Source organism: Nocardia sp. Marseille-Q1738 (assembly GCF_965283145.1).
In genome coordinates, this window is record NZ_CBDIMS010000001.1 from 1,053,737 (window position 1) to 1,078,828 (window position 25,092).

30 protein-coding genes and 1 pseudogene are annotated in these 25,092 nt (G+C 68.1%); 19 read left to right on the forward strand and 12 right to left on the reverse strand.

The genetic code is table 11. The features are described 5' to 3' along the window. The first annotated feature begins 136 nt into the window (after positions 1–136). Positions 137–2,692, forward strand: coding sequence for an ATP-dependent Clp protease ATP-binding subunit (locus ACWPXK_RS04745; RefSeq protein WP_454195453.1), 2,556 nt, complete (start codon positions 137–139; stop codon positions 2,690–2,692). A 378-nt stretch (positions 2,693–3,070) separates the two neighbouring features. Here the strand turns inward: ACWPXK_RS04745 and ACWPXK_RS04750 are convergent. From ACWPXK_RS04750 to ACWPXK_RS04760, 3 genes and pseudogenes are all read right to left on the reverse strand, one after another. Then, a pseudogene (locus ACWPXK_RS04750) lies at positions 3,071–3,121 on the reverse strand (hypothetical protein); the annotation flags it as partial. 387 nt (positions 3,122–3,508) lie between these two features. Beyond that, entirely contained in the window at positions 3,509–5,239 is a 1,731-nt protein-coding gene (locus tag ACWPXK_RS04755; protein WP_454194749.1) for a histidine kinase, read from the reverse strand. Positions 5,240–5,396: 157 nt separating this feature from the next. Beyond that, positions 5,397–5,615 carry a hypothetical protein gene (locus ACWPXK_RS04760; RefSeq protein ID WP_454194750.1) on the reverse strand — a complete coding sequence of 73 codons (219 nt, stop codon included), beginning with the start codon at positions 5,613–5,615 and terminating at the stop codon, positions 5,397–5,399. Between the two features lie 309 nt (positions 5,616–5,924). Here ACWPXK_RS04760 and ACWPXK_RS04765 point away from each other — a divergent pair, with 309 nt between their 5' ends. From ACWPXK_RS04765 to ACWPXK_RS04785, 5 genes are all read left to right on the forward strand, one after another. Further along, on the forward strand, positions 5,925–6,704 hold the full coding sequence (locus ACWPXK_RS04765; RefSeq protein WP_454194751.1) for a helix-turn-helix domain-containing protein: 780 nt from the start codon (positions 5,925–5,927) through the stop codon (positions 6,702–6,704). A 92-nt stretch (positions 6,705–6,796) separates the two neighbouring features. Continuing rightward, positions 6,797–7,000, forward strand: coding sequence for a DUF397 domain-containing protein (locus ACWPXK_RS04770; RefSeq protein WP_454194752.1), 204 nt, complete (start codon positions 6,797–6,799; stop codon positions 6,998–7,000). Further along, positions 6,997–7,200, forward strand: coding sequence for a DUF397 domain-containing protein (locus tag ACWPXK_RS04775; RefSeq protein ID WP_454194753.1), 204 nt, complete (start codon positions 6,997–6,999; stop codon positions 7,198–7,200). The genes ACWPXK_RS04770 and ACWPXK_RS04775 overlap by 4 nt, the downstream gene beginning before the upstream one ends. Next, on the forward strand, positions 7,197–7,400 hold the full coding sequence (locus ACWPXK_RS04780) for a DUF397 domain-containing protein (protein WP_454194754.1): 204 nt from the start codon (positions 7,197–7,199) through the stop codon (positions 7,398–7,400). The genes ACWPXK_RS04775 and ACWPXK_RS04780 overlap by 4 nt, the downstream gene beginning before the upstream one ends. After that, positions 7,397–7,603 (forward strand): DUF397 domain-containing protein, encoded by a 207-nt coding sequence (locus tag ACWPXK_RS04785; RefSeq protein ID WP_454194755.1) that lies wholly within the window; start codon positions 7,397–7,399, stop codon positions 7,601–7,603. The genes ACWPXK_RS04780 and ACWPXK_RS04785 overlap by 4 nt, the downstream gene beginning before the upstream one ends. A 117-nt stretch (positions 7,604–7,720) precedes the next feature. Here ACWPXK_RS04785 and ACWPXK_RS04790 read toward each other — a convergent pair whose 3' ends face one another. Beyond that, positions 7,721–8,326: a TetR/AcrR family transcriptional regulator gene (locus ACWPXK_RS04790; protein WP_454194756.1), complete on the reverse strand. Its 606-nt coding sequence runs from the start codon at positions 8,324–8,326 to the stop codon at positions 7,721–7,723. A 107-nt stretch (positions 8,327–8,433) separates the two neighbouring features. Here ACWPXK_RS04790 and ACWPXK_RS04795 point away from each other — a divergent pair, with 107 nt between their 5' ends. The 3 genes from ACWPXK_RS04795 (at position 8,434) to ACWPXK_RS04805 (ending at position 10,011) form a co-directional block, all read left to right on the forward strand. Beyond that, on the forward strand, positions 8,434–9,081 hold the full coding sequence (locus ACWPXK_RS04795) for an FMN-dependent NADH-azoreductase (protein WP_454194757.1): 648 nt from the start codon (positions 8,434–8,436) through the stop codon (positions 9,079–9,081). A gap of 1 nt (position 9,082) precedes the next feature. After that, a complete protein-coding gene (locus ACWPXK_RS04800) occupies positions 9,083–9,403 on the forward strand; it encodes a DMT family transporter (protein ID WP_454194758.1) in 321 nt (106 codons plus the stop codon). A 167-nt stretch (positions 9,404–9,570) separates the two neighbouring features. Beyond that, a complete protein-coding gene (locus ACWPXK_RS04805; RefSeq protein ID WP_040773273.1) occupies positions 9,571–10,011 on the forward strand; it encodes an OsmC family peroxiredoxin in 441 nt (146 codons plus the stop codon). A 126-nt stretch (positions 10,012–10,137) separates the two neighbouring features. On the opposite strand, the gene ACWPXK_RS04810 is transcribed toward ACWPXK_RS04805, so the two are convergent. The 4 genes from ACWPXK_RS04810 to mhuD form a co-directional block, all read right to left on the reverse strand. Continuing rightward, positions 10,138–10,605: a hypothetical protein gene (locus tag ACWPXK_RS04810; RefSeq protein WP_454194759.1), complete on the reverse strand. Its 468-nt coding sequence runs from the start codon at positions 10,603–10,605 to the stop codon at positions 10,138–10,140. A 36-nt stretch (positions 10,606–10,641) separates the two neighbouring features. Further along, the gene (locus tag ACWPXK_RS04815; RefSeq protein WP_454194760.1) at positions 10,642–11,433 is read right to left on the reverse strand and encodes a CbtA family protein; all 792 of its coding nucleotides are present in this window, start codon (positions 11,431–11,433) and stop codon (positions 10,642–10,644) included. Next, entirely contained in the window at positions 11,424–11,618 is a 195-nt protein-coding gene (locus ACWPXK_RS04820; RefSeq protein ID WP_039794710.1) for a CbtB domain-containing protein, read from the reverse strand. The genes ACWPXK_RS04815 and ACWPXK_RS04820 overlap by 10 nt, the downstream gene beginning before the upstream one ends. 262 nt (positions 11,619–11,880) lie before the next feature. After that, on the reverse strand, positions 11,881–12,195 hold the full coding sequence (mhuD, locus tag ACWPXK_RS04825) for a mycobilin-forming heme oxygenase MhuD (RefSeq protein WP_454194761.1): 315 nt from the start codon (positions 12,193–12,195) through the stop codon (positions 11,881–11,883). 58 nt (positions 12,196–12,253) lie between these two features. Here mhuD and ACWPXK_RS04830 point away from each other — a divergent pair, with 58 nt between their 5' ends. Then, a complete protein-coding gene (locus ACWPXK_RS04830) occupies positions 12,254–13,000 on the forward strand; it encodes an alpha/beta fold hydrolase (protein ID WP_454194762.1) in 747 nt (248 codons plus the stop codon). Here ACWPXK_RS04830 and ACWPXK_RS04835 read toward each other — a convergent pair. Then, the gene (locus ACWPXK_RS04835) at positions 12,997–13,911 is read right to left on the reverse strand and encodes an A/G-specific adenine glycosylase (protein ID WP_454194763.1); all 915 of its coding nucleotides are present in this window, start codon (positions 13,909–13,911) and stop codon (positions 12,997–12,999) included. The genes ACWPXK_RS04830 and ACWPXK_RS04835 overlap by 4 nt on opposite strands. Before the next feature lie 99 nt (positions 13,912–14,010). Here ACWPXK_RS04835 and ACWPXK_RS04840 point away from each other — a divergent pair, with 99 nt between their 5' ends. Both ACWPXK_RS04840 and ACWPXK_RS04845 read left to right on the forward strand, forming a co-directional pair. Next, positions 14,011–14,634: a carbonic anhydrase gene (locus tag ACWPXK_RS04840; protein ID WP_454194764.1), complete on the forward strand. Its 624-nt coding sequence runs from the start codon at positions 14,011–14,013 to the stop codon at positions 14,632–14,634. 124 nt (positions 14,635–14,758) lie between these two features. Continuing rightward, positions 14,759–15,415: a hypothetical protein gene (locus ACWPXK_RS04845; protein ID WP_454194765.1), complete on the forward strand. Its 657-nt coding sequence runs from the start codon at positions 14,759–14,761 to the stop codon at positions 15,413–15,415. Between the two features lie 238 nt (positions 15,416–15,653). Here the strand turns inward: ACWPXK_RS04845 and radA are convergent, their stop codons facing one another. Both radA and ACWPXK_RS04855 read right to left on the reverse strand, forming a co-directional pair. Next, entirely contained in the window at positions 15,654–17,051 is a 1,398-nt protein-coding gene (gene radA / locus ACWPXK_RS04850) for a DNA repair protein RadA (protein WP_454194766.1), read from the reverse strand. Positions 17,052–17,419: 368 nt separating this feature from the next. Further along, positions 17,420–18,190 carry a hypothetical protein gene (locus tag ACWPXK_RS04855; RefSeq protein WP_454194767.1) on the reverse strand — a complete coding sequence of 257 codons (771 nt, stop codon included), beginning with the start codon at positions 18,188–18,190 and terminating at the stop codon, positions 17,420–17,422. Between the two features lie 431 nt (positions 18,191–18,621). On the opposite strand from ACWPXK_RS04855, the gene carD reads away from it, so the two are divergent. The 7 genes from carD (at position 18,622) to ACWPXK_RS04890 (ending at position 23,835) form a co-directional block, all read left to right on the forward strand. Further along, positions 18,622–19,110 carry an RNA polymerase-binding transcription factor CarD gene (carD, locus tag ACWPXK_RS04860; protein WP_011206964.1) on the forward strand — a complete coding sequence of 163 codons (489 nt, stop codon included), beginning with the start codon at positions 18,622–18,624 and terminating at the stop codon, positions 19,108–19,110. A gap of 3 nt (positions 19,111–19,113) precedes the next feature. Then, positions 19,114–19,902 (forward strand): 2-C-methyl-D-erythritol 4-phosphate cytidylyltransferase, encoded by a 789-nt coding sequence (gene ispD / locus ACWPXK_RS04865; protein WP_454194768.1) that lies wholly within the window; start codon positions 19,114–19,116, stop codon positions 19,900–19,902. 2 nt (positions 19,903–19,904) lie between these two features. After that, complete coding sequence (gene ispF / locus ACWPXK_RS04870; protein WP_454195454.1) at positions 19,905–20,372, forward strand: 2-C-methyl-D-erythritol 2,4-cyclodiphosphate synthase; 468 nt, start codon at positions 19,905–19,907, stop codon at positions 20,370–20,372. A gap of 64 nt (positions 20,373–20,436) precedes the next feature. Further along, the gene (cysS, locus tag ACWPXK_RS04875; protein ID WP_454194769.1) at positions 20,437–21,843 is read left to right on the forward strand and encodes a cysteine--tRNA ligase; all 1,407 of its coding nucleotides are present in this window, start codon (positions 20,437–20,439) and stop codon (positions 21,841–21,843) included. Beyond that, on the forward strand, positions 21,843–22,823 hold the full coding sequence (gene rlmB / locus ACWPXK_RS04880) for a 23S rRNA (guanosine(2251)-2'-O)-methyltransferase RlmB (protein ID WP_454194770.1): 981 nt from the start codon (positions 21,843–21,845) through the stop codon (positions 22,821–22,823). The genes cysS and rlmB overlap by 1 nt, the downstream gene beginning before the upstream one ends. Positions 22,824–22,868: 45 nt before the next feature. Then, a complete protein-coding gene (locus tag ACWPXK_RS04885) occupies positions 22,869–23,021 on the forward strand; it encodes a TrmH family RNA methyltransferase (RefSeq protein WP_454194771.1) in 153 nt (50 codons plus the stop codon). Between the two features lie 505 nt (positions 23,022–23,526). Beyond that, positions 23,527–23,835 (forward strand): DUF4190 domain-containing protein, encoded by a 309-nt coding sequence (locus ACWPXK_RS04890; RefSeq protein WP_454194772.1) that lies wholly within the window; start codon positions 23,527–23,529, stop codon positions 23,833–23,835. A 406-nt stretch (positions 23,836–24,241) separates the two neighbouring features. Here ACWPXK_RS04890 and ACWPXK_RS04895 read toward each other — a convergent pair whose 3' ends face one another. Further along, positions 24,242–25,051, reverse strand: coding sequence for an enoyl-CoA hydratase/isomerase family protein (locus tag ACWPXK_RS04895; protein WP_454194773.1), 810 nt, complete (start codon positions 25,049–25,051; stop codon positions 24,242–24,244). Positions 25,052–25,092 lie beyond the last annotated feature (41 nt).

Below are 25,092 nucleotides of genomic sequence, written 5' to 3' on the forward strand. Positions count from 1 at the left end.
GCGGCATCTCCCGCCAACTAGAGTGGATGGCGGGGGCCGCAACCCCCGGGCTTCATGGCAGTCTGACGCCCACGGTTGTACACAGCACACTGCGGCGTCTGTTGCCAGAATGTCGGAGCAGGAGAGTGAGGGAGCGATGTTCGAGAGGTTCACCGACCGCGCGAGGCGTGTCGTTGTCCTGGCCCAAGAAGAGGCCCGGATGCTCAACCACAACTACATCGGCACCGAGCACATCCTGCTGGGGCTGATCCACGAGGGTGAGGGCGTCGCGGCCAAGTCGCTGGAGTCGCTCGGCATCTCGCTGGAAGGCGTGCGCAGCCAGGTGGAGGAGATCATCGGCCAGGGCCAGCAGGCCCCGTCCGGGCATATTCCGTTCACCCCGCGCGCCAAGAAGGTGCTGGAGCTGAGCCTCCGCGAGGCCCTGCAGCTCGGCCACAACTACATCGGCACCGAGCACATCCTGCTCGGCCTCATCCGCGAGGGTGAGGGCGTGGCGGCGCAGGTGCTGGTGAAGCTGGGCGCCGATCTCAACCGCGTGCGTCAGCAGGTCATCCAGCTGCTGTCCGGGTACCAGGGCAAGGAGCCGGTCGAGTCCGGCTCGCGCGGTGAGGCGGGTACCCCGTCCACCTCGCTGGTGCTCGACCAGTTCGGCCGCAACCTGACCCAGGCCGCGCTCGAGGGCAAGCTCGACCCGGTCATCGGCCGCTCGAAGGAGATCGAGCGGGTCATGCAGGTGCTCAGCCGCCGCACCAAGAACAACCCGGTGCTGATCGGCGAGCCCGGCGTCGGTAAGACCGCCGTGGTCGAGGGTCTCGCGCAGGCCATCGTCAACGGCGAGGTGCCCGAGACGCTGAAGGACAAGCAGCTCTACACCCTCGATCTCGGCTCCCTGGTCGCGGGCAGCCGCTACCGCGGTGATTTCGAAGAGCGTCTGAAGAAGGTGCTCAAGGAGATCAACACCCGCGGCGACATCATCCTGTTCATCGACGAGCTGCACACGCTGGTCGGTGCGGGCGCCGCCGAGGGCGCCATCGACGCGGCCTCGATCCTGAAGCCGAAGCTGGCCCGCGGCGAGCTGCAGACCATCGGCGCGACCACCCTCGACGAGTACCGCAAGTACATCGAGAAGGACGCCGCCCTGGAGCGCCGGTTCCAGCCGGTGCAGGTGGGCGAGCCGACGGTCGAGCACACCATCAACATCCTCAAGGGTCTACGCGATCGCTACGAGGCGCACCACCGGGTCTCCATCACCGATGGCGCACTGGTGGCCGCCGCCACCCTGGCCGACCGCTACATCAACGACCGGTTCCTGCCGGACAAGGCGATCGACCTGATCGACGAGGCCGGTGCGCGCATGCGCATCCGTCGCATGACCGCTCCGCCGGACCTGCGCGAGTTCGACGACAAGATCGCCGAGGCGCGCCGGGAGAAGGAGTCCGCGATCGACGCGCAGGACTTCGAGAAGGCCGCGCGGCTGCGCGACAAGGAGAAGCAACTCGTCGCCAAGCGGGCCGAGCGCGAAAAGCAATGGCGTTCGGGTGATCTGGACGTCGTGGCCGAGGTCGACGACGAGCAGATCGCCGAAGTGCTGGCCAACTGGACCGGTATCCCGGTGTTCAAGCTCACCGAGGAGGAGACCACCCGTCTGCTCCGCATGGAGGACGAGCTGCACAAGCGGATCATCGGCCAGGAGGACGCGGTCAAGGCCGTCTCCAAGGCGATCCGCCGCACCCGCGCCGGTCTGAAGGATCCGAAGCGTCCGTCCGGCTCGTTCATCTTCGCCGGTCCGTCCGGTGTCGGTAAGACCGAGCTGTCCAAGGCGCTGGCGAACTTCCTGTTCGGCGACGACGACGCGCTCATCCAGATCGACATGGGCGAGTTCCACGACCGCTTCACCGCCTCGCGGCTGTTCGGTGCCCCTCCGGGCTACGTCGGCTACGAGGAGGGCGGCCAGCTCACCGAGAAGGTGCGCCGCAAGCCGTTCTCGGTCGTGCTGTTCGACGAGATCGAGAAGGCCCACCAGGAGATCTACAACACCCTGTTGCAGGTCCTGGAGGACGGCCGCCTGACCGACGGCCAGGGCCGGACCGTGGACTTCAAGAACACGGTGCTGATCTTCACCTCGAACCTCGGCACGTCGGACATCTCGAAGGCCGTCGGCCTCGGCTTCACGCAGAGCAACGCCGAGGGTTCGAACTACGAGCGGATGAAGCTCAAGGTCAACGACGAGCTGAAGAAGCACTTCCGGCCCGAGTTCCTCAACCGCATCGACGACGTGATCGTCTTCCACCAGCTCACCACCGACCAGATCGTCGAGATGGTGGACCTGATGATCAACCGCGTCGCCACGCAGCTGAAGAACAAGGACATGGCGATCGAGCTCACCCAGAACGCCAAGAACCTGCTGGCCAAGCGTGGCTTCGACCCCGTGCTCGGTGCCCGGCCGCTGCGCCGCACCATTCAGCGCGAGATCGAGGACCAGCTGTCGGAGAAGATCCTCTTCGGCGAGATCGGCCCTGGCCAGACCATCGCGGTCGATGTCGAGGGCTGGGACGGCGAGGGCTCCGGCGAGGACGCCAAGTTCACCTTCACCGGTAAGGCGAAGCTGACCAAGGCCGCCGCCGAGGAGAAGCCCGAAGTCGTGCTGACCGGCGCGTCGGAAGGCTCCGCGGAGTCGGCCGCAGGCGAGTAAGTCGCGATCGAAAGGTCCGTGCCCACTGAATGTGGGCACGGGCCTTTCTTGTTCCCAATGCTGGGAATTTTCCACTAGTGCTGGGCGGTGCGCCGCGGCTCGGTCGGGATGGCGAGCCTGCTGCGCTTGGACGTGTGTATGGCGGCCGCAAATCGCGGATCTCCACAGTGCTTTACCAGGTGATTGCTGGATAGCGTCGGATTCAGTTAACCAATGGATTGCCAACTCCACGTTCGCTGGATCGCGTGGCGTAGCGGCTTCTGTTGCCATCCCGGGCGGACCAGCCCCGATTCGTACGCCACGACCACGAGCTGGGCTGGCGTTCAGCTGGGTGCGGATACGGCTGACGTGGATGCGCGCCGTTGCCGGGCTCATGAAGAGGCGGTCGCCGATTTCAGCGTTGGTGAGCCCCTCGGGGACCAGGGCCATCACCTCCCGCTCCCAGTTGGTGAGTTCGGTGAGGGTCGCGTCCGGTGGCGTCCTCGCGCGCGCAGAGAACTCCGCGATCAGCCTGCGGCTGCGGCGCCCGGGTCGTTTCCGGTGGACGCCAGTGCTTCCAGCGGATGTACTCGGTTGCTCAGTGTCGGCGGGCTGCACCGGCGAACTGCCCGGTTCCGTCGTGGTCGGCGGCGCCCGGGTCGTTTCCGGTGGACGCCAGTGCTTCCAGCGGATGTACTCGGTTGCTCAGTGTCGGCGGGCTGCACCGGCGAACTCCCCGGTGCCGTCGTGGTGGGCGGCGCGTCGAGCGAGGCCGCGTTCCCCTCGGCGTGTTGTCGTGGGGTCGTGCATCGCGGCCTCCCCTGTCGTCGGCCCGGGCTAGCGCTTCGTTCGTCCGGCGGATGTGCTCGGTCGCTCAGCGGGTTCGTCTCGCGGACCACTTGATGGGCCCATGCCCGGCTCCGGCAGGCCTGATCCCGCTTTGCTCGGAGCGGTCGTGTCAGGGGCCGTCCTGGTCGCCGCATCGTGTTCGGCCGCCCCCTGCGCGAGGGTGCTTGTTGTCGCGCTGCGAGGAGCGGTCGGGCCGGAGGTGGTCGTGGGCGGTGCGGTGCCGGTCGGTGTGCTGGCGGGCGGCGTCGTTCCTGGTCTCGCCGTGCTTGGTCCGGCCGCATCCTGATCGGCTGCGGTTGTTGCCGGGTTGCTCGGGGCGGTCGTGCTCGCTGCTGTGCCGATCCGCGTTGTTCCTGGTGACGCCGTATCGGCTCGAGCCGCTCCCGGCTCAGGGGTTCGGGCGGGCAGGCGCGCCGCGACTCGGTAGCCGCCGCTGGGGCGCGGGCCTGCCGTGAGCGCGCCGCCGAGTGCGTGGGCTCGCTCGCGCATGCCGATGATGCCGTTGCCGCCGCCGCTGCCGGAGCGCGATGGGGCGCTGGTCGGGCGGGTGTTGTCGACGGTGATGTCGACCGAGTCGGCCGCGTAGCGCACGGTCACCGTCGCGTCGGCGCCCGGCGCGTGCCGGAGCACGTTGGTCAACGACTCCTGGACGATCCGCGCCGCCGCCGCGTCGATGACAGTGGGCAGCTGCTGTGGGGTGCCGAGCACTCGGGTGTCGACCGTCAAACCGGTCGCGCGCGGGCGCTGCAACAACTGGTCCAAGTCGCCGATGCTCGGTGCCGGAGCGCGCGGTGCGGGCGGTGGCTCGGCGGCATCGGCCCTCGCCGGGGAAGTATCGCTGTCGTTCGAATCAGGCTCGGCAGCCGTCGAATCGCGGCCGTTACGCGAGCCGAGCGTGCGAGGGTGGCCGGACTCATCGTTGGGGTATGCAGCGGCGGCCGGTTGGTCCTCGGGCGTCGCGACCGTTCCGGAGCGGATCGTGTGCAGCAGCGCGTGCACCTCGGCCAGCGCGTCGCGGCTGACGGTCTTGATCGCCGTCAGCGCCGTCTCCGCGTGCTCGGGTCGCTTGTCCAGCAGTTCCAGCGCCATCGAGGACTGCATGTTGATCATCGACAGGCTATGGGCGAGCACGTCGTGCAGTTCGCGGGCGATGGCCAGGCGCTCCTCGCTGGCCCGCAGCTCGCGCTGCGCTTCCTCATCCCGGCGCGCGGCCTCGGCGCGCTGTCCGCGCGCGACGAGCACGGCCTTGCGCTGCCGGATCCCTTCGGCGGCCGACAGCAGCACGGCCGGCCAAGCCATCAATGCGAAGATCTGCCACAGGTTGGAGGGCCGGCCGAGCAGCGCGGGCACCGGCCAGACCAGGGCAAGGTAGCCGAGCGGGACGAGCGGGTAAGTCCACCAACGAGATCCGCTGCTCGCGGCGGTCAGGAAGGCGACGATCAGCGAGACGAAGATCGGCCCGTACCCGTAACCGCGCACGAAATACAGCACGCAGGCGGCCAGGACGACGAACAGCACCGGCACCGGCTGCGCCCGCCGCCAGATCAGCGCCACCGGACCGGCGAGCAGTAGCAGGTAACCGAGCACATCGACCGACTGCACCCCCGTCTGCCGCATGTTCGCGAAGGTTCCCCCGACCACTTGGACCGCGGCGACGACAAGCGCGACCCCCCAGTCCAAGCCGACCGAGCTCCGATCTGTAACCGCTGCCACCCGCACGCACGTAGCCTATGCGGCTGGGCACAGATTCGACGTCTGCCTGAGAACGTATTTCCCGAATCGGCATTCGAATACGTGATGGGGGCGGATGAGATTCCGCCGCCGTGGATGCGGTGAATTCTCTGTTGACGATCACCGTGACCCCCGCTCTGCCTGGTCAGTCCCATGCCCAGAGTCGCCAATGCGGCAGGGGTGGCACGTTGCCCTCGGGATCATCGACCGACTCGACCTCGACGGTGTAATCCGGGTTCCAGTTCTTCAGTGCCGTGAGGAAGCGCGCGATGACATCCGGGGGCGCGGTGTAGACCAGTGCGGGGTAGCGCTTCGATTCCCGGCCGAAGTCGACCCGTACCACCCGACGCGGCAATTCGTTCATCCTTCGCGCACCCGCCTTCCGTTGGTGAGCACCCGGAACCGAGGCTGGACCGCACCACCCAGCAACAGTCGCTCTTCGACCGTGCCGGATGTCCCACTGGCACAGGGCAGATGCCACGGGCTTTCCCGGTTCCGGGTGCGGGCCAAGTAGATACCCGGAACACCCAGGTGGACAGTCCATTTGGACGACCCATACAGATTCGCCCGTTTCTCCAGCAACCCGTTCGCGATGCGTGCACAATGCAATCCAGCACCAGGTGACCGGCCACCCACGAAATCGACCAGGTGCCACCCACGACGAGGGGGACGAATGGGGAAGATTCCGAGCACGATCCCGCGCCGCCAGCTCGGCCGACGTCTCCGCGACATGCGGCTCGAGGCGGGACTGTCGATCCAGGACGCCGCCCGGCTGATCGAACGGGGAGCGGGCACCCTGCAACGCCTGGAGAAGGGCGAGGCCAACCGCATCCGGCTGCTCGACATCCAGGCGCTGTGCCAGATCTACGACCGGATGGACCAGCTGCCCGGGCTACTCGAGCTGGCGAAGGTGGCTGCGAGCGGGGACGGCGAGGACGGCTTGTGGTGGTACGAGGACGGCCATGCCATCCGGGCCGACTTCGAGCTGTACGTGAGCCTGGAGGCATCGGCGTCGAAGCTCACCGTGTACCGGCCGGACATCATCTCCGGACTGTTCCAAACGCCTGCCTACGCACGGGAATTGGACACGCTGTACTTCCCGGATGCCTCATCCGACGACCTCGACCAGCGCGTGCGCGTCCGGCTGAACCGACAGCGGATCATCACCCGGCGGCGCAATCCGGTCGAAGTGGACCTGCTGCTCGATGAGAACGTGCTCCGCCGTGCGGTCGGCGACCCGGGTGTCATGGCAGGCGCATTGTGTCATCTCGCGGACCTGCCCGAGAACGTCACGGTCAGCATCCTGCCCTTCTCACGCGGTTATCCGGGGGGTGTCGCGCCGGGGCCGTTCACCGTGTTGGACTTCGACCGGGCGACGGGTGAGCCACCCACGGTCTACGTGGAGAATTACACCGGAAACATGTATTACGACCGCCCCGAGACCGTCTCCTAGTACCGAGACGCGCATGAGGCGCGCAAGCGGGTAGCGTTGCCCATGGCAGACAGCAAACAGATGCTTCGGCGAATAGCTAGGGAGTACGAGCAGTGAAGGCTGATCTTTCCGGCGCTCGGTGGTTCAAGTCGAGCCACAGCAGTGGGGGCAACGACTGCGTAGAGGTGGCGCATCTCGACGGCGGCATGGTCGGTGTTCGCGACTCCAAGAATCCGAGCGGGCCTGCGCTGGTGTTCACCCCTGGCGAGTGGGATGCATTTCTGGCCGGTGCCGCTGATGGGGAGTTCGAGCGGTGAAGGCTGATCTTTCCGGCGCTCGGTGGTTCAAGAGTAGCCACAGCGGCGGGGGCAACGAGTGCGTAGAGGTGGCGCATCTCGACGGCGGCATGGTCGGTGTTCGCGACTCCAAGAATCCGAGCGGGCCTGCGCTGGTGTTCACCCCTGGCGAGTGGGATGCATTTCTGGCCGGTGCCGCTGATGGGGAGTTCGAGCGGTGAAGGCTGATCTTTCCGGCGCTCGGTGGTTCAAGAGTAGCCACAGCGGCGGGGGCAACGAGTGCGTAGAGGTCGCCTGGCTCGACGGCGGCATGGTCGGTGTTCGCGACTCCAAGAATCCGAGCGGGCTAGCGCTGGTGTTCACGCCCGGTGAGTGGGATGCGCTCCTGGCCGGTGCCGCCGACGGGGTGTACGAGCAGTGAAGTCTGATCTTTCCGGCGCGCGGTGGTTCAAGTCGAGCCATAGCGGCGGGGGCAACGACTGCGTAGAGGTGGCGCATCTCGACGGCGGCACGGTCGGTGTTCGCGACTCCAAGAATCCGAGTGGGCCTGCGCTGGTGTTCACCCCCGGCGAGTGGGATGCGTTCCTGGCCGGTGCCGCCGAGGGGGAGTTCGAGCGGCCGTAGGTCAGTTCTGGGCACACCACACTGGTTCGCTCACCGGCGACCAGCATAAACCGAGGTCGAGCACAACGCTCGAGTGCCGCTACCGGTCGACTACCTGGCGTATACCTCGGTTCGCCGTTACTTGTCGCCGAGAAGGGTTTCCGCGATTGTTCGCAGGGCGTCGGTGATCTGCGCAGACGTGAGTCCGCGCTCGCGTTGCCGCCGATAGACCTCCGCGGCCAGTGGCGCGAGAAGCGGATCGACCATCGCGTCCGGCTCGCGAATTCCTGCCGACACCAATAGTGCTCGCACGTGCGCGTACCAGAATCCGTACGCGCCGGTAGCGAAGCGGGCGCCGCCGATTTCGGCGCCGAGCACCAAATGTGCGTGCGCATCCAGCAATTCGACCATCGCGGCGTAGAACGCGGCCAGCCGTTGTCCGGGTCCGGCTCCGGGGCCGAGCGGCGGTGGACCGGAGAGCAATTTCTCTTGCAGGGTGCGCTCGTGTTCGTCGAGCAGGGCTACCGCGATCGAATTGATGTCCGGATAGCGCCGATACAGGGTGCCGCGACCGACACCGGCCGCCTTTGCGATGTCATCCATCGTCACCGTGCGGGGATCCCGGGTGGCGAACAGTTCTGCCGCCGCCATCAGGACCTTGGCCCGGTTGCGCGCCGCGTCCGCGCGTTCGGGCGGTGTCACCGCCCGGTCGGTGCTGGTGAGCAGGTCGGCGCGGGGTTCCATGTCGTGACTCTAGCCGATGACGGAGCAACTGGACAATGTGTCCAGTTAAGGCTAGCGTGGTTCCGACTCGAAGTGGACGATATGTCCAGTTAGTTGGAGGTTGGATGATGACCACCTTGTTGCATCTGGATGCCAGCGCGCGGCGGCAGTCGATCAGCCGGGAGTTGAGCGCCGCGTTCGCCGATGCCTGGCGTGCACGGCATCCCGAGGGCGACTACCGCTACAGGGATCTCGCGGCCGACCCGGTGCCCTTCATCGGAGCAGCGTGGACCGAATTGTGTGACGCGGTGCTGGCCCTGCCGCACACGGATCCGGAGCGGCTCGGCGAACTTGTCCGCACCGCCGAGCAGGCTGCCGCGTGGGAAATCGTGGCGCCCCTGCTCACGGAACTGCTCGCGGCCGACGTGGTCCTGATCGGGACGCCGATGTACAACTACTCGATCCCGGCCTCGCTCAAAGCGTGGTTGGATCAGGTGACCTTTCCGCGAATGTCGTTGGGACACCGGCGGTTCGTCGTGACGACGGCACGCGGCGGCGCTTACTCGCCCGGCGCGCCCAAGGCGGCCTATGACTATCAGGAAGGTTTTCTGCGCGATTTCTTCGCAGGACATTTCGCCGTCTCCGACACGGTCTTTGTCCATGCGGAACTGGCCAATTCCCGCCAGGACCCGGCCCTGGCGAATCGGCGCGCCGAGCACGACAAGTCCTACGCCCGCGCGCTGGTGACCGCGCGCGATCTGGCCGCGGGGTACTGAGATGAACTGGGTAGTCCTGGGCATCGCCGGGTTGGTGGAGATCGTCTGGTCGCAGAGCATCAAACCGACCGAGAACTTCACCAGACTCGTGCCGACGCTGATCTGTTTCGCGCTCGGCACCACCGCGGTGTACCTGCTGTCCCGAGCCATGCAGACGCTACCGGTAGGCACCGCCTACGCGGTCTTCACCGGCATCGGAGCACTCGGCGCGATCACCCTCGGCATCGTCGTCAACAAGGACCCGCTCAGCGCGGGCCGCATCCTCGCGCTCACGCTGATTCTGGGCGGCATTGTGCTGGCCAGGATCACGAACCCGGAGTGATGTACGCCGAACGACTTGGGGCGCCTGGTTTTACGGGTGTGGCCACCGCAACGCGAGTGCGGGCAAGACGATAGTGCGAACATGATCCGCGAACTGGTGGGCCGGGGCCGGGCGGCCGGGGTAGGTTCGTGCTGAATCGTCAAACGATCATCGGCGAAAGGACCGTGATGCCCACACGTACCGCGCGTACTGCCTGGACCGGAACCCTGCAGGAGGGTTCGGGACAGGTCGAGCTGACCAGTTCGGGGGTCGGCAAGTACGACGTGTCGTTTCCGAAGCGTTCCGCCGAGGAGGCCGACGGCACCACCAGCCCGGAGGAACTGATCGCGGCCGCGCACTCCTCCTGCTACGCGATGGCGCTCTCGGCGCAGATCGGCAACGCGGGCGGCACGCCGGAGAGCCTGGACGTCACCGCCGACGTGACCCTCGGCCCCGACCCGGCGGGCGGCTTCCGGATCACCGGCATCAAGCTGACCGTCCGCGGTCGCGTCTCCGGCATCGACGCCGACGCCTTCCAGGCCGCCGCTGAGGCCGCCAAGGCGGGCTGCCCGGTCAGCAAAGCGCTGGCGGGTGTCGACAACATCACCCTCGACGCGGCCCTCGCGTAGTTTCGCGCGGCCGCTTTGTTCCCCGCACACCGCGGTGACGTGTGCGGGGAACGAGGCGGGTGCGTGAAAATTCGGCGACCGCGGAGCCAGCGGCGGGGATGTGGAGCGCGACGGATGCGCGGAGAATCAATGCTTGCGAAAGTAGCGGCGGGCGGTGCGGGTGTAGAGCGCGGGAATCGCGATGAGCACGGCGGCTATGTGGACTGCGCGAAAGACACCGAGCGACACGGATGCAGGGGTGACGTCGGTGAACAGGTCGCGCAATTCCTTTGCGGACATGGCCGCCGCCAGCGGCCCGATGATCAGCGAAAGCAGGCCGAACACGCCGATGCCCACCGTGATCAGCAGGCGCGCCCAACGGTCGCCAGAGGTCATACGGACCGCGACAGCCAGCACCACCAGGTAAATCGCCACGCGCATGCCGAATCCGGCCACCAAGCCCGCCGGGTCGATGTCGAGCGCGCGTGCTGCTCGCACGATCGCCTCGGCGACGCCCGCCAGCAAAGCGACGACAAGCGCGACGAACGCGACGCGAACCGAGGATGGTGGCGCGGAGACGTGGGCGGGCCAAGACGAAAAGGCAGTGCCGGTCATAGGACCGAACACTGCCTCAGCGCTTCTGGACGCGAATCAGTCCGCGGTAGCGGCCGTTACTCGTACCGGGGTATCGGTACGCGTCGCGAATTCGGTGAGCGCGGCGAAGCCCAGGGCCAGGCACGTCCACAGCGTCGCGGTCTCGGCCAGTGACGCCACTCGGAACTCCCACAGCAGGCTGGCCGGGAAATCCGCCTGCACTTCGTTCACGCCGGGCAGCAGGACGTAGCCGAGCGCCGTCACCGACACGAACGCGGCAACACCGCCGATCAGCCGGATCGTGGACAGCTGTGCGCGCAACACGGTGAACACCGCCACCGCGGCACCGACCGCCACGATGCCGAGCAGCACCGCCGCCAGCCACAGCAGGGTGCGGTCGTTGATGGTGTCGGGATCACCCACCGCCGGTGGATTGGCCGGGTACTTGAAGAAGGGCACCGCGACGATCGCGGCCCAGCCGGCTACGCCCAGCACCAATGCGAGCCGCGGCCCGGACAATGTGGTGTAGCGCCGCGCGACATGCGCGACCGAGGCGTAGATGGCGCCGAGCGCGACCCCGGCCAGCCCGAGCGCGAGGAACTGCCCGAACTTCTGGCCGGTGCGGCTGACCAGCGGTTCTTCTTCGTCCCCGTGCGAATGCCCGGCCGGCGACTCGGCGTGCTCGCCGTGCGTGTGCTCGGCGGCGGAACTTGCTTCTTCGATGGCGATCGCGGCGTCCACCTTGGGTTCGCCGACGAAGTAACCGACTGTCGCGGCCAGCAGCCCGGCGATGAGGCCGGCCAGCAGGCCGCGAAGCAGCAGTGTGGTGAGCGATCCGATCAGTGGCACGGAAGCCCCAGCAGGTGGCGTCCGTCGTGCATCAGCTCATGCAGGTACATCCCGCTGCGCGAGATGACGCCCTGGTCGAATCCGACCAGGTAGAGCGTGAGCAGTGCGAGAAGAACGACACCGACCGTGACGAGCACGGTGGCCAGGGAATCGGTTGCCCGGCTGGGTGAATGCGCGATGGCCATTCGAGTCCTCCTTGGGATACGCGTCCCATCGGGTGGTGGCGCGACGGTGCCGGTGTCTGGCTTTCCGGCACCGGACTCGGTGCATGGAACACAGTGGCGCGACCGCTCCGGAATCTCACCGGAATTACCGCATCACCTTCGCGTTTGTCCTTCGAACTGTGACACCCGCACGCACCCGGCGTCAACTGTGTCCGGCACGGGCGTACCACGGCGTCGGGCGAGTCGCCGGGCAGGCAGGCCTGCCCGGCGATAGGCACCGAGGTCAGTTCGCGGGCTTCCCGGCGACGTCGAGCACGACCTCGAACTCGAGCAGCGAAGCGCCCGTCGCGACCGGCTTCTGGCGCTCGCCCGCGTGTGCCTCGCGCGCGGGTCCGTCCCGCCATGCGGCGAAGGATTCCTCCGAATCCCACTGCGTGACAACGAAGTACCGGCTCTCTCCGGCGACCGGGCGCAGCAACTGGAAGCCGAGGAAGCCGGGTGAGTTCTCGACCGCGTGCGCACGGTGGGCGAACCGCTTCTCCAGCTCGGGGCCAGCGCCCTCGGGAACCTCGATCGCGTTGATCTTCACAACAGCCATGCGTCCAAGCTAGCGGTTGCCGCCGAGCAGGTGCTCGGTGCCTCGTATTGTCGAACCGATGTTGCACGACGAAGGCGGAGCAGGCGCGCCGATACTGCTGCTGCACGGACTGATGGGCAGCGCGCGCACGTGGCGCAATCAGCTGGACTGGCTGCGCGAACACGGCCACATCTTCACCTTCGACGCCGCCGGGCACGGCAGGCCCGCACCGGCGGAACTGACGACCGAGGCGTTCGTCGACGACGTTGCCACGAGCACGGCCGGAATCACCGAGCCCATGGTGGTGATCGGGCATTCGATGGGCGCGCTGCACGGTTGGGTGTTCGCCGCGACCTACCCCGAGCGGGTACGGGCGCTGGTGATCGAGGACATCGCCCCGGACTTCACCGGCCGCACCGCCGCGCACTGGGCCGCGATGATCGAGGCATGGCCGCAGCCGTTTCCCGACGCCGAGGCGGTGCTTTCCTTCTTCGGACCGGTGGCCGGACAGTACTTCCTGAACGCATTCGAGCGCGGGCCGGAGGGATACCGGCTGCACGGCGCGGTCACCACGTTTCGTGACATCTCCGAGGAGTGGGGCACACGCGACTTCTGGCGGCAATGGCATGCCGTGCAGGTGCCTGTCCTGCTGCTGGAGGGCGAGCACAGCATCACCCCACCGGGACAGATGCGGCGGATGGCCGCCGCACATCCGGAAGCCGACTACGTCTTGGTCCCCGGCGCGGGGCACCTCGTGCACGATGACCAGCCACAGCGTTACCGGGCGGAGGTCGAGCGCTTCCTGCGGCGCGTGCTCGGCGGCTAAGGACGGATTTCCGCGTCGTGGCCGCCGCCCTCGCCCGCGAGCGCGAACAAGCCATCGGCGGTTTGTTCGATCAGGCCGTCCACCAGAAGCGAGTCGAGCGCCCGATCGCGTTGTCCTGGGTCGCGGGTCCAGGCCAGATCGAGGCGTACCCGCTCGACCGGGCCGCTGGCGTGGCGCAGGACATCCAGCAGGCGACCGCGGGCTTGGCGGTCGGTGCCCTCGTACTTCTGGGTGCGGCGGACCAGGTCGCTCACCGGCCGTCCCGCGGTGACCCACGCGCAGCTCGGCAGCGGACACCGTGAGCAATCCGGGGTGCGCGCGGTACACACGGTCGCGCCGAGTTCCATTAGAGCCGCGGAGAATACGGCGGCGCGGTCGACCTGGTGTGGCAGCAGCGCTTCGGTCTCGGAGAGATCGCGCGAGGACGGATTGCCCGCTTCCGCGCGCCCGTGCACCGCTCTGGCAACCACGCGGCGGACGTTGGTGTCCACCACCGGGACTCGCTGACCGTAGGCAAAACACGCGACGGCACGCGCGGTGTAGGCGCCGATGCCGGGCAGGCCGAGCAGCACCTCCACGTCGGCGGGCACCTCGTCGCCGTGCTCGGCCGCCAGTACTCCGGCGCACTCGTGCAGGCGCAGGGCGCGCCGCGGATACCCGAGCCTTCCCCAAGCCCGCAGCACTTCGGCCGGCGAGGCTGCCGCCATCGCCGACGGAACCGGCCAGCGCGCCACCCACTCGCGCCAGATCGGCTCCACGCGCACGACCGGGGTCTGTTGCAGCATGATCTCGCTCATCAGGATCTGCCACGCGGTGACGCCCGGCCTGCGCCACGGCAGGTCGCGCGCGGTCGCTCGATACCAGTCCAGCAACGTGTCCGCGTCGATGCCCTTCGGTGCGCCGTTCCGCACTGCCCTCACTATCCCTGTCCTATCGCCGCAAGGCGGTATTTGCCCACCTGTAACCGACCAAACTCGCTGGTAACACAACCGGCGTGCACAATGATCGGTATGCCGGATTCCAACCCGATCAGTGCCTGGAAGTCCCTGCGAGAAGGCAACGAACGCTTCGTCAGCGGTGCGCTGCTGCATCCTAGCCAGGGTGCCGCGGACCGGGCCAAGCTCGTCAGCGGCCAGCACCCGCAAGCGATCCTGTTCGGCTGCGGCGACTCCAGAGTCGCGGCCGAGTTGATCTTCGACCAGGGCCTCGGCGACATGTTCGTCGTGCGCACCGCGGGCCATGTGGTCGACAGCTCGGTACTCGGCTCGATCGAGTACGGGGTGCAGGTGCTCAACGTGCCGCTCATCGTAGTGCTCGGCCACGACAGCTGCGGCGCGGTGAAGGCGACCATCGACGCGCTCGACGGCGGCGAGGTCCCCGGCGGATTCATCCGCAGCGTGGTGGAGCGGGTCACACCGTCCATTCTGATCGGACGCCGCGAAGGTCTGTCCACCGTCGACGAGATGGAGGCCAGACACGTGGTGGAGACCAGCCGCTTGCTCATGCAGCGGTCGATGATCATCTCGCAGCGGGTCGCGACCGGCGAGTGCGCGATCGCGTGCGTGACCTACAAGCTGGCCGAGGGCAAAGTGCAATTGCACCGGGTCGTCGGCAACATCGGCGAGGTGGTCTGAAACCGCGGCGCGCCCGAGGTTTGCCCAGCGTGCCGGCGGAATGTACCTGCCGCCAACGGGGGCGGGCGGCCGACACGCCGTGGCCCTGAGACGCTGTGCCCGATGGTGCCCTTACCGTTGAGGCGTGCTGGAACCGAATGGACCGCTGCCACCGGAGATCTACTGGCGTCGTCGCGCATTCGCCATCGGCATTCTGGTGGTCGCGCTGGCGCTGGTGATGTGGGTCGTGCTCGCGGTCGTGCGCGGCGGTGACTCGCCGGGCGACACCAAGGTCGCCGGGTCCAGTTCGGTCGTGGCCAAGCCCGCCGACACGGGGGCGGCCAAACCGTCGGGCGCCGGTGATTCCGGCGTACCGAAGTCGTCGGCCGCCGCCGGCGTGGTGGCGGCGGCCCCGTGCCCTGACCAGTCGCTCGCGATCAAAGTGACCGTCGAGCAGCCCACTTACCGGACCGGCGAGCAGCCGGTGTTCGGGATCGTCATCACCAATATCTCGTCGGTGGCCTGCACCCGCGACATGGGCTCCGGTCTGCAGCAAGTGTCGGTGCACACGCTCGACGGCCAGCGGCGGCTGTGGTCGAGCACGGATTGCTACCCGGACGGCCAGCCCGACGTCCGCACGATGAATCGCGGTGAGCAGGCGGCGTTCACGGTGACCTGGTCGGGCTCCACCTCGCAGCCCAACTGTGCGGGCGAACGTGTTCCGGTGCCACCCGGCGCGTACAACGTTGTGGCGCAACTGGGTTCGGTGCGCAGCGCGGCCGAGCCGTTCAACATCGCGTGACTGTGCTTGTTTTGCAGCGCCTGCGGCGCTGCGTGTTCGCGGCCCCCTAGTGGCTCGCGTCCGAGCGACCGCCGCTTGCGACTGCGTCGCGGACGCGGCGGCCACTCGGACGCGAGCCGGGCCGCGAACGGGGAACGCTCGGTCTCGCTTCGCTCGAAAGCGGGGGTCGGGCCGGTGTGGTCGCGTTTTGTGGCTAACGCGAGACCTATGTGTTGCTATCCGAGCCGGGTTGAGCGCACTAGCTCGCTGCCTCTTCGGGGGCGGCGCGCAGTTTGCGCAGGCCCGCTATGCGGATGGCGGAGCGGAGGTCGGTGACCTCGTGGATTTTCATGGTGGTTTTCACCGGGGCCAGGCCGGGAGGTATCAGGGCGGTGGTGAAGCCGAGGCGTTGGGCTTCGGCCAGTCTGCGGCTCACGCCGGTCACCTTGCGGACCTCCCCCGCCAGCCCGACCTCGCCGAGGATCACCCAGCCCGGAGGGATCGGCACATCGGCTTCGGCGCTGGCGATGGCCAGTGCGATGGCCAGGTCGGCCGCGGGCTCGACCAGGCGCATGCCGCCGACCGTCGCGGCGTAGACGTCGCTTTTACCGAGGAATACCCGGCCGCGGCTCTGCAGGACGGCCAGCACCATGGCGACCCGGTTGTAGTCCAGCCCGCTCACCGCGCGGCGCGGCTGCGGGATCTCGGTCTTCACGGTGAGGCCCTGCACCTCGCCGACCAGGGGTCGTTTGCCGTCCATCGCGACGGTCACCGCGGTGCCCGGCACCGAATCGGTCCGGTGGTGCAGGAACAGGCCGGACGGATCGTCGACACCGGCGATACCGTCCTCGTGCAGCTCGAAGCAGCCCACCTCGTCGGCGCTGCCGAAACGGTTCTTGATGCCGCGCACCATGCGCAGCGTTGAGTTCTTGTCGCCCTCGAACTGCAACACCACGTCGACAAGGTGTTCGAGCGTGCGCGGACCGGCCACGTTGCCGTCCTTGGTGACGTGTCCGACCAGCAGCACCGCGATCCCGCTCGCCTTGGCCAGCGACGTCAGCGCGGCGGTCACCGCGCGCACCTGGGTGACGCCGCCGATCACGCCGTCGGCGTCCGGAGCGAGCATGGTCTGCACGGAGTCGACCACGAGCAGCGTCGGGCGCACCTGCTCGACGTGCCCGAGCAGGATCGACAGATCCGATTCCGACGCCAGATAGACCCGCTCGTGCACCGCGCCGGTGCGATCGGCACGCAGCCGGACCTGCCCCGCCGACTCCTCCGCCGTGACATAGAGCGATTTCTCGTCGCGCTCCCTGGCCCACCGATGGGCGACCTCGAGTAGCAGCGTCGACTTGCCCACCCCTGGCTCGCCGGACAGCAGCACCACCGAACCGGGCACCACGCCGCCACCGAGCACCCGGTCCAGCTCGCTGACTCCGGTCGGCCTGGCCTTGGTGACCTTGGCGTCGATCTGGGAGATCGGCGCTGCCGCGGTACTGGGCAACATCGCCTTGCGCCCAGGAGCCCCGACCGCACCCGCTCCGACGGTGACCTCGTCGACGGTGCCCCAAGCCCCGCACTCGGGACACTTGCCCACCCATTTGGCGACTTCGTGCGAACAGGCGGAACACCGGAAGATCGGCTTGGTCTTTGCCACACGGGCACCTTACGCACCAACACCGACAGGGCCGGATTCCCCAGTTCCCGCGGCGCTGCGTATTGCGCTTCGGATGCAAACAGACGCTCTATAGCTGCAATCCGTGCTGAATGGCGCCACAGCTGTCCACAGCTAACTCGGATATCGAATGCACTGCCGACACGCCAGCGAGTGCTACCCGACGCAACTACACCGGACCAACCCCCGATTTCGAGCGAAGCGAGACCGAGCATTCCCCGTTCGCGGCCCGGTTCGCGTTAGAGCGGGCGAAGCGCATGCGCCGCAGGCGCGAGTCTCGCCCGCTCTAACGAGGGCCACAGAGGGGCCGCGAACACGCAGCGCCGCAGGCGCTGCAAATCAGACACAGCTCAGTGACCGCCCTTGTGTTCGCCTTCGGCCGGGCCGGACTTGTCGGACTCGTGCCGCTCGGTGTGCAGTCCCGCGTCGACCGGGACCTGAACCTGGACCGTGCCGTTCTGCTTGAAGTTGAACGAGACGTTGTAGGTCAGGCCGGGGGTGATGTCCTTGGTCAGGCCGGTGATCTCGATGAGGATCGGGTTGGCCTCGGGGTCGGCGGCGGGCTGGGTGCCGTGGTCGTCGGCACCGTGCGAATCGGCCGCGGTGGTGGTCGGCGCGGTCGTGCGGGCCGTGGTGGTCGGTGCTCCAGCCGTGGTGGTCGGCGCCGCAGTTGTCGTCGGTGCCGCGGTCGTCGTCGGTGCCGCGGTCGTGGTGGTCGGCGCGTCGTGCTTGACCGGGTGGGTACCGGCGACGACGGTCTGCTGCGGGGCGAGCTGGACGCCGGACTTCCCGGCGACCGGGGTGATCTTGACGGTGCCCAGGTCGGTGGTGATGCTGGCCAGCTCGTCGGTGACGGACTCGCTGTTGTTGATGATGGACAGGGCGATGACCGCCTTGCCGCCCTTGGCGTTGGTGTACGCGGTGCCCTCGGCCGGGTAGACGATGTGCACGTTGCGCAGCGCGATGTCGCCGACGTCGGCGGAGTTGCCGTTCACGGCGGCGACCTGCTCCGCGGTCTGCGAGATCTGACCCGCGCTGCAGCCGGACAGCGCGATCGCCGCTCCTGCGGCGAGTGCGGCAACCGTCACCATGCGACGTCGCGCCCTCTTCGGGGCGGTCACAGCTTTCAGGGCAGTCACGGGTTGTCCCTCCATGTCGACCGGGCTCTGCTCCGCTCGGGAGCGTAGTAACTAGGCAGCGTAGTAGTTCCCTCGGCGGTCCAGGCGTGGGGGCTGTGCTAACTTGCCCCGGCGCCGTGCGAGTCCGCTCCGGAGCGGTGTCGGGTCGGGCGCGGGCATGCCCGCGTCGACACCCCCGCGCGCGGGTAACAGTTCGGTCGAGCTTCGGAGGTTGCGGAGACGGTGCCGGGCCGCGGGCGGGACAGCGGGGCCGACCGAGCCGGGAGATAACCCGTTCTGGCACAACGTAATGCACACAGCCCGGCTTCTGTCAAGCCCCGCGGTCGCCTCGTTGTGGCCCTGACCTGCACAGTTGATCGCGCCGTTATCGAGTCGCATGTTAAACTGTGAACATCGAAAGGGGCACGGGACACATGATTTTTAAGGTCGGAGACACCGTCGTTTACCCCCACCACGGAGCGGCGCTGATCGAAGCAATCGAGACTCGCACCATCAAGGGTGAGCAAAAAGAGTATCTGGTCCTGAAGGTCGCCCAAGGCGATCTGACTGTTCGGGTTCCCGCGGAGAACGCCGAATACGTCGGCGTGCGTGACGTCGTCGGCCAGGAGGGTCTCGATCGGGTCTTCCAGGTTCTGCGGGCGCCACACACGGAGGAGCCGACCAACTGGTCTCGCCGCTACAAGGCCAACCTGGAGAAACTCGCCTCCGGCGATGTGAACAAGGTGGCCGAGGTCGTCCGCGACCTGTGGCGCCGGGAGCAGGACCGCGGCCTCTCCGCGGGTGAGAAGCGCATGCTCGCCAAGGCTCGGCAGATCCTGGTCGGTGAGCTCGCGCTGGCCGAAGGCACCGATGACGGCAAGGCCGAGACCCTGCTCGATGAGGTCCTCGCCGCGGCTTCCTGACCCGTGAACACACCTGACAACGGTGTCCGTTCCATCAGCGGACCCGTCGTTGCTCTGGTGCCTGCCGCCGGTCGTGGCGTACGTCTGGGCGAATCGATGCCCAAGGCGTTCGTCACGGTCGGCGGCACGCCCATGGTCCGGCTCGCCGTCGAAGGCCTGATCGCCTCCGGCGCGGTCGACCGGATCATCGTGATGGTTCCCACCGAGCTCGTCGACAGCGCCGTTGCCCTGCTGCCGACCTCGGATTCGGTCCACGTGGTCGTCGGCGGCGCCGAACGCATCGACTCGGTGCGTGCGGGTATCGCCGCCGCGCCCGACGCGGGCTACTTTCTCGTACACGACGCCGCCCGAGCCCTCACGCCTCCCGGGCTGATCGCCCGGGTCGCCGCGGAGCTGCGGGCGGGGCGATCAGCGGTGATTCCCGGGCTCCCGGTCGCCGACACCATCAAGTCGGTCGATGCGACCGGGGCGGTCACCGGCACTCCTGATCGCGCCCAATTGCGTGCCATACAGACGCCGCAGGGTTTCGCGGCCGATCTGCTGCGCTCCGCCTACGCGACCGAAGGCATCCAGGCCACGGATGACGCGGGGCTGGTCGAGCGGCTCGGCGCCGTGGTCACCACCATTCCCGGCGATCCGCTGGCTTTCAAGATCACCACTCCGCTCGACCTCCTGCTCGCCAACGCGGTGCTGGACGGTGCGGAGATCGGCCGGGTGATGAGCGAGCTTGCGAGCGCACCATCGACACAGCGCGCCATGGCGGCGCCGAGCGCCGGCGAGGTGGCGCCGTGACCATGCGCGTCGGCATCGGTAGCGACGTCCACCCCATCGAGGCCGGTCGGCCCTGCTGGATGGCTGGTCTGCTGTTCGACGGCGACGACGGCTGCGCGGGCCACTCCGACGGCGACGTCGCCGCGCACGCGTTGTGCGACGCGCTGCTGTCCGCGGCCGGCATGGGCGACGTCGGCGCGGTGTTCGGCACCGGACGCCCGGAATGGGAAGGCGTCTCCGGGGCGGCCATGCTGAAGGAAGTGCGCAGGCTGCTCGGCGAAGCGGGCTACGAAGTGGTCAACGCGGCGGTGCAGGTGATCGGCAATCGGCCCAAGATCGGGCCCCGCCGCGCCGAGGCGCAACAGGTGCTCGGCGAGCTGCTCGGAGCCCCGGTTTCGGTGTCCGGCACCACCACCGATGGTCTCGGGCTGACCGGGCGCGGCGAGGGCGTCGCCGCTGTGGCGACGGCCCTGCTGCAAGCCTGTCGTTGATCCTGCTCCGGCGGACCAGAGCCGGTCCGTGAACGCCCTGAAACACCAGCTAGGATCGACTGCCGTGACGCTGCGCCTCTTTGATACCGACACGCGGACCGTGCGCGAATTCGCGCCGTTGGTCCCCGGCCGTGCTTCGGTGTACCTCTGTGGCGCCACCGTGCAGGGCGAGCCGCACATCGGCCATGTGCGCAGCGGAGTCGCGTTCGACGTGCTGCGACGCTGGCTGCTCGCGCACGACTACGACGTCTGGTTCATCCGCAACGTCACCGATATCGAGGACAAGATCCTGACCAAGGCCGCCGAGGCGGGCCGGCCGTGGTGGGAATGGGCCGCCACGCACGAGCGCGCCTTCGATCGCGCCTACGAGAAGCTCGGGGTGCTGCCGCCGTCCGCGGAGCCCCGCGCCACCGGCCACATCACCCAGATGGTCGAGATGATGCGGCGGCTGATCGATCGGGGGCACGCCTACGCCTCGGCGGGCAACGTCTACTTCGACGTGGTGAGCTATCCCGAGTACGGCAAGCTTTCCGGCCACAAGCTCGATGACGTGCACCAGGGCGAGAGCGCGGGCGAGGGCAAGCGCGACCCGCGCGACTTCACCCTGTGGAAAGCCGCCAAGCCGGGCGAGCCGACCTGGCCGTCGCCGTGGGGGCCCGGCCGCCCCGGGTGGCACCTGGAGTGCTCCGCCATGGCCGAGTTCTATCTCGGCGCGGAGTTCGATATCCATTGCGGCGGCATGGATCTGGTGTTCCCGCACCATGAGAACGAGATCGCCCAGTCGAAGGGCGTCGGCGACGGCTTCGCCAGGTACTGGCTGCACAACGGCTGGGTGACCATGGGCGGGGAGAAGATGTCCAAGTCTCTGGGCAACGTGCTGTCGGTGCCGAACGTGCTCAGGAAGGTTCGCGCCGTCGAACTGCGGTTCTACCTTGGCAGCGCGCACTACCGCTCGATGCTGGAGTACTCGGACAAGGCGCTGTACGACGCCGCCCAGTCCTATCAGCGCATCGAGGCGTTCGTGAACCGGGTGTTCGACCGGGCCGGGGAGATCCCGGTCGGCAAGTGGACCGACGCGTTCGCCGCCGCCCTCGACGACGATCTCGCGGTGCCGAAAGCGCTGGCCGAGATCCACCGTGCCGTGCACGAAGGCAACAAGGCCTTGGAGGTCGGCGCGATCGACTCGGCCCGCGACCTGGCCGGCCAGGTGCGCGCCATGCTCGGTGTCCTCGGCGTCGATCCGTTCGACCCGCACTGGTACGCGCCGAGCGACTCCTCGGCCGCGCTCGGCGCACTCGACGTGCTGGTCGGCGCGGAACTCGACCGTCGCCAGCAGGCGCGGGCGGCGAAGGACTGGACCACGGCCGACGCCGTGCGCGATCGCTTGCAGTCCGCGGGCATCGAGGTCACCGACACCGCCAACGGTCCCGAATGGGCGCTCGGCGCACCGCAATCCGGAAAGGCCAAGTGATGGCAGGCAATTCGCAGCGTCGAGGTGCGGTTCGTAAGGGCGGCACCAAGAAGGGCGCGGTGGTCGGCTCCGGCGGCAAACGCAGGCGCGGGCTGGAGGGGCGCGGCGCGACGCCGCCCGCCGAGAAGCGGACCAAGCATCCCGCCGCCAAGCGGGCGGCCGCGAAAGCCAAGGCCGCCCAAGGTCGTTCGTCCGCACGCGGTGGTGCCGCGGCGCGGCCCGCTGGACGCAAGACCGATGACGGTCCGGAGTTGGTGCTCGGTCGCAACCCTGTGGTGGAGTGTCTGCGGGCGGGCGTGCCCGCGACGGCGCTGTATATCGCGGTCGGCACGGAGAACGACGACCGGTTGACCGAGAGCGTGCGGATCGCCGCCGACGCGGGCATCTCCATCCTGGAGGTGCCGCGCACCGACCTGGATCGGTTGAGCGCCAATGGTTTGCACCAAGGCGTCGCGTTGCAGGTGCCCCCGTACCGCTACGCCCATCCGGACGATCTGCTCGACCGTGCCCGGAACTCGGCGGCTCCCGCGCTGCTCGTCGCGCTGGACAACATCTCCGACCCGCGCAACCTCGGCGCGGTGATCCGTTCCGTGGCGGCCTTCGGCGGCCACGGGGTACTGATTCCGCAGCGGCGCAGCGCGAGCGTCACGGCGGTGGCCTGGCGCACCAGCGCGGGCGCCGCGGCTCGGCTCCCGGTCGCCCGCGCGACGAATCTGACGCGCACGCTGAAGGATTGGGCGGCGCAGGGCGTTCAGATCGTCGGCCTGGACGCGGGCGGCGATACCACCCTGGACGAGTTCGACGGGCGCGAGCCGACCGTGATCGTGGTCGGCTCGGAGGGCAAAGGTCTGTCCCGCTTGGTCCGCGAGACCTGCGACGCGGTCCTGTCCATTCCGATGGCCGGTCCGGTGGAATCGCTCAACGCCTCGGTCGCCGCCGGTGTGGTGCTCTCGGAAGTAGCACGCCAGCGCCGGATTTGATCACGTGAGTCCCGCGGCCGCTGGCATGCGCGCTTCGGGGCGACCGTGATCGTGGTCGGCTCGGTAGGCAAGGGCCTGGCCCGGGAGACTTGTGATGCGGTCCTGTCCATTCCGATGGCCGGTCCGGTGGAATCGCTCAACGCCTCGGTCGCCGCCGGTGTGGTGCTCTCGGAAGTCGCCTGGCAGCGCCGGATTTGATCGTGTAAGTCCCGCGGCCGCTGGCATGCACGCTTCGGGCCGACCATGATCGTGGTCGGGCTCGAAAGGCAAGGGCCTGGTCCAGGAGACCTGCGATGCGATTCTGTCCATTCCGATGGCCGGTCCGGTGGGAATCGCTCAACACCTCGGTCGCCGCCGCTGTGGTGGTGCTCTCGGAAGTCGCCCGGCAACAGAGGTTTGAGCGCAGGGGTCCATTCGCCGGTCGATGCCGCCGAGACTCATGCTGCACCCGGCGAACGCGTGCCCGGTCTTTCCGATAGTGACCACTCACTCGGTTGGCACGCGCACTCGAGCCGACCTGTGGGTCCCGATATCCAACCCGACTAAGGATGCGCAACACCTGATTTCGTGAGCACATGGGTAACTCACCGGGTACGCCCAGAACTCACGCGGCACTCAACGCAGGACCTGAACGCAAATCACCCGCCACTCGACTTGTACGGCCTGAAGACCCGGAGAGGCGGACTAGCCTAGAATTTGGCTGGTGGTGATACCCAATCAGCCTATCGGGCAGCCGATCGAGCATCCGAACGCTTCGGCGGTGTTGTTCCTCGGCGCGGGAAGCGTCCTCTGCTGCGGCGTGCTGGGGCCGGTGGCATGGGCACTGGGTCGGCGTGCGCTCAACGACATCGAGGATTCTCTCGAAGCGGCCGCGAAAGGCGCCGGTCCTGTCCAGCCGTACGGCGGCAGGGCCCAGGTGCTGGTGGGCTACATCCTCGGCATCATCGGCACCGTCTTCATGATCATCTTCGCGCTGCTGTTCCTGTTCTTGCTGCTCGGCAGCAACGCGTAAGGGGCGCGGGCGGACGAAGTCCGTCCACAGCCCGTGCGGGGCCGAGTGGAGGCCGAGGTTGCCGCAGAGACGGCGGAGCCCGGAGGAGTTCGTCCCTTGTGCCGGGCTGAGCGGAAGCTGAGGTAGCTGCAGAGAGGACGCAGCCGGACGGAGTCCGTCCAAACGCCGTGCGGGGCCGAGGTAAGGCGGAGTGGCCGCGGAGAGGGCGCAGCCAGACGAAATCTGTCCATAGCGTGCGTCGGTGCCGACCGGAGGCTGAGGTTGCCGCAGAGACGGCGCAGCCGGACGGAGCTCGTCCCTTACCCTGTCCCGGGCCGACCGGAGGCTGACGTTGCCGCAGCGACGGCGCAGCGGGCGACGTTCGTCCATCAGCCTGTGCCGGGCCGAGCGAAGGCGAGGCAACCGCCTAGTCCAGACTGGGCCTCTCGCGCTCACCGGTGGCGTCCCAGGCGGGCCATTCCGTGCTGACACTGCCGGACCAACTGGGCTGTCGGCGATCCCGGAACGCGGCCATGGCTTCACCGCCGTCGATGCTGTTGGCGGCGTGCTGGTTGAGATCGGTTTCCAACTGACCGACCACGGCCGGGTTCATCCGGAGCCCCTCCCATAGCAGCCGCTTGGATAGCGCGACCGGCAGCGGGGCCGAGCCATTGGCGATGTCGTGCGCGACCGCGAGCGCCGTCGGTAGCACCTCGCTGCCGGGCAAGCAGCTGTTCGCCAGGCCCATCGCCTTCGCCTCTTCGCCGTCGAAGGTGCGTCCGGTCAGCATGATGTCGGCGGCGTTCGCCATACCGATCAGGCGCGGTAGCGTCCAGTGCGCGTATCCGTCCGCCACGACGCCACGGCGGACCTGGTTGAGCCCGTACACCGCGTCGCGCGCCATATACCGCAGGTCGCACTGCAGGGCGAGGGCCAGGCCGATGCCGACCGCGTGTCCATTCACCGCCGCGATCACGGGTTTGCGCACCCGCCACGGGGGCGGATCGATGGTCGCGCTGACCTCGCCGACCCGATTGGATAGGTCCGCGCCCGCGCAGAACGCGGGCGGAGTGCCGGTGACGACGACGGCACGGATGGCGTCTTCCACATCGCAGCGTTGCAGGGCGGCACCCAGTTCGGCGGCCATCGTGGGGGTGAAGGCGTTCTGCTGAGCGGGCCGGTTGAGCGTGAGCACGGCGACACCTTTGGAGACATCGACGTGCAGTTCCGAACTCATGCCCAAGGATGTTAGCCGACCGGGGCAGCTCGCCCCAGGCC

Excerpts from the sequence above, each read along its gene's own strand:
- ACWPXK_RS04745 (WP_454195453.1), top strand. The coding sequence starts at position 137 with ATGTTCGAGAGGTTCACCGACCGCGCGAGGCGTGTCGTTGTCCTGGCC.
- ACWPXK_RS04760 (WP_454194750.1), bottom strand. The coding sequence starts at position 5,615 with ATGAACGAATTGCCGCGTCGGGTGGTACGGGTCGACTTCGGCCGGGAA.
- ACWPXK_RS04765 (WP_454194751.1), top strand. The coding sequence starts at position 5,925 with ATGGGGAAGATTCCGAGCACGATCCCGCGCCGCCAGCTCGGCCGACGT.
- ACWPXK_RS04790 (WP_454194756.1), bottom strand. The coding sequence starts at position 8,326 with ATGGAACCCCGCGCCGACCTGCTCACCAGCACCGACCGGGCGGTGACA.
- ACWPXK_RS04795 (WP_454194757.1), top strand. The coding sequence starts at position 8,434 with ATGACCACCTTGTTGCATCTGGATGCCAGCGCGCGGCGGCAGTCGATC.
- ACWPXK_RS04800 (WP_454194758.1), top strand. The coding sequence starts at position 9,083 with ATGAACTGGGTAGTCCTGGGCATCGCCGGGTTGGTGGAGATCGTCTGG.
- ACWPXK_RS04805 (WP_040773273.1), top strand. The coding sequence starts at position 9,571 with ATGCCCACACGTACCGCGCGTACTGCCTGGACCGGAACCCTGCAGGAG.
- ACWPXK_RS04810 (WP_454194759.1), bottom strand. The coding sequence starts at position 10,605 with ATGACCGGCACTGCCTTTTCGTCTTGGCCCGCCCACGTCTCCGCGCCA.
- ACWPXK_RS04820 (WP_039794710.1), bottom strand. The coding sequence starts at position 11,618 with ATGGCCATCGCGCATTCACCCAGCCGGGCAACCGATTCCCTGGCCACC.
- mhuD (WP_454194761.1), bottom strand. The coding sequence starts at position 12,195 with ATGGCTGTTGTGAAGATCAACGCGATCGAGGTTCCCGAGGGCGCTGGC.
- ACWPXK_RS04830 (WP_454194762.1), top strand. The coding sequence starts at position 12,254 with ATGTTGCACGACGAAGGCGGAGCAGGCGCGCCGATACTGCTGCTGCAC.
- ACWPXK_RS04840 (WP_454194764.1), top strand. The coding sequence starts at position 14,011 with ATGCCGGATTCCAACCCGATCAGTGCCTGGAAGTCCCTGCGAGAAGGC.
- carD (WP_011206964.1), top strand. The coding sequence starts at position 18,622 with ATGATTTTTAAGGTCGGAGACACCGTCGTTTACCCCCACCACGGAGCG.
- ispF (WP_454195454.1), top strand. The coding sequence starts at position 19,905 with ATGCGCGTCGGCATCGGTAGCGACGTCCACCCCATCGAGGCCGGTCGG.
- rlmB (WP_454194770.1), top strand. The coding sequence starts at position 21,843 with ATGGCAGGCAATTCGCAGCGTCGAGGTGCGGTTCGTAAGGGCGGCACC.
- ACWPXK_RS04895 (WP_454194773.1), bottom strand. The coding sequence starts at position 25,051 with ATGAGTTCGGAACTGCACGTCGATGTCTCCAAAGGTGTCGCCGTGCTC.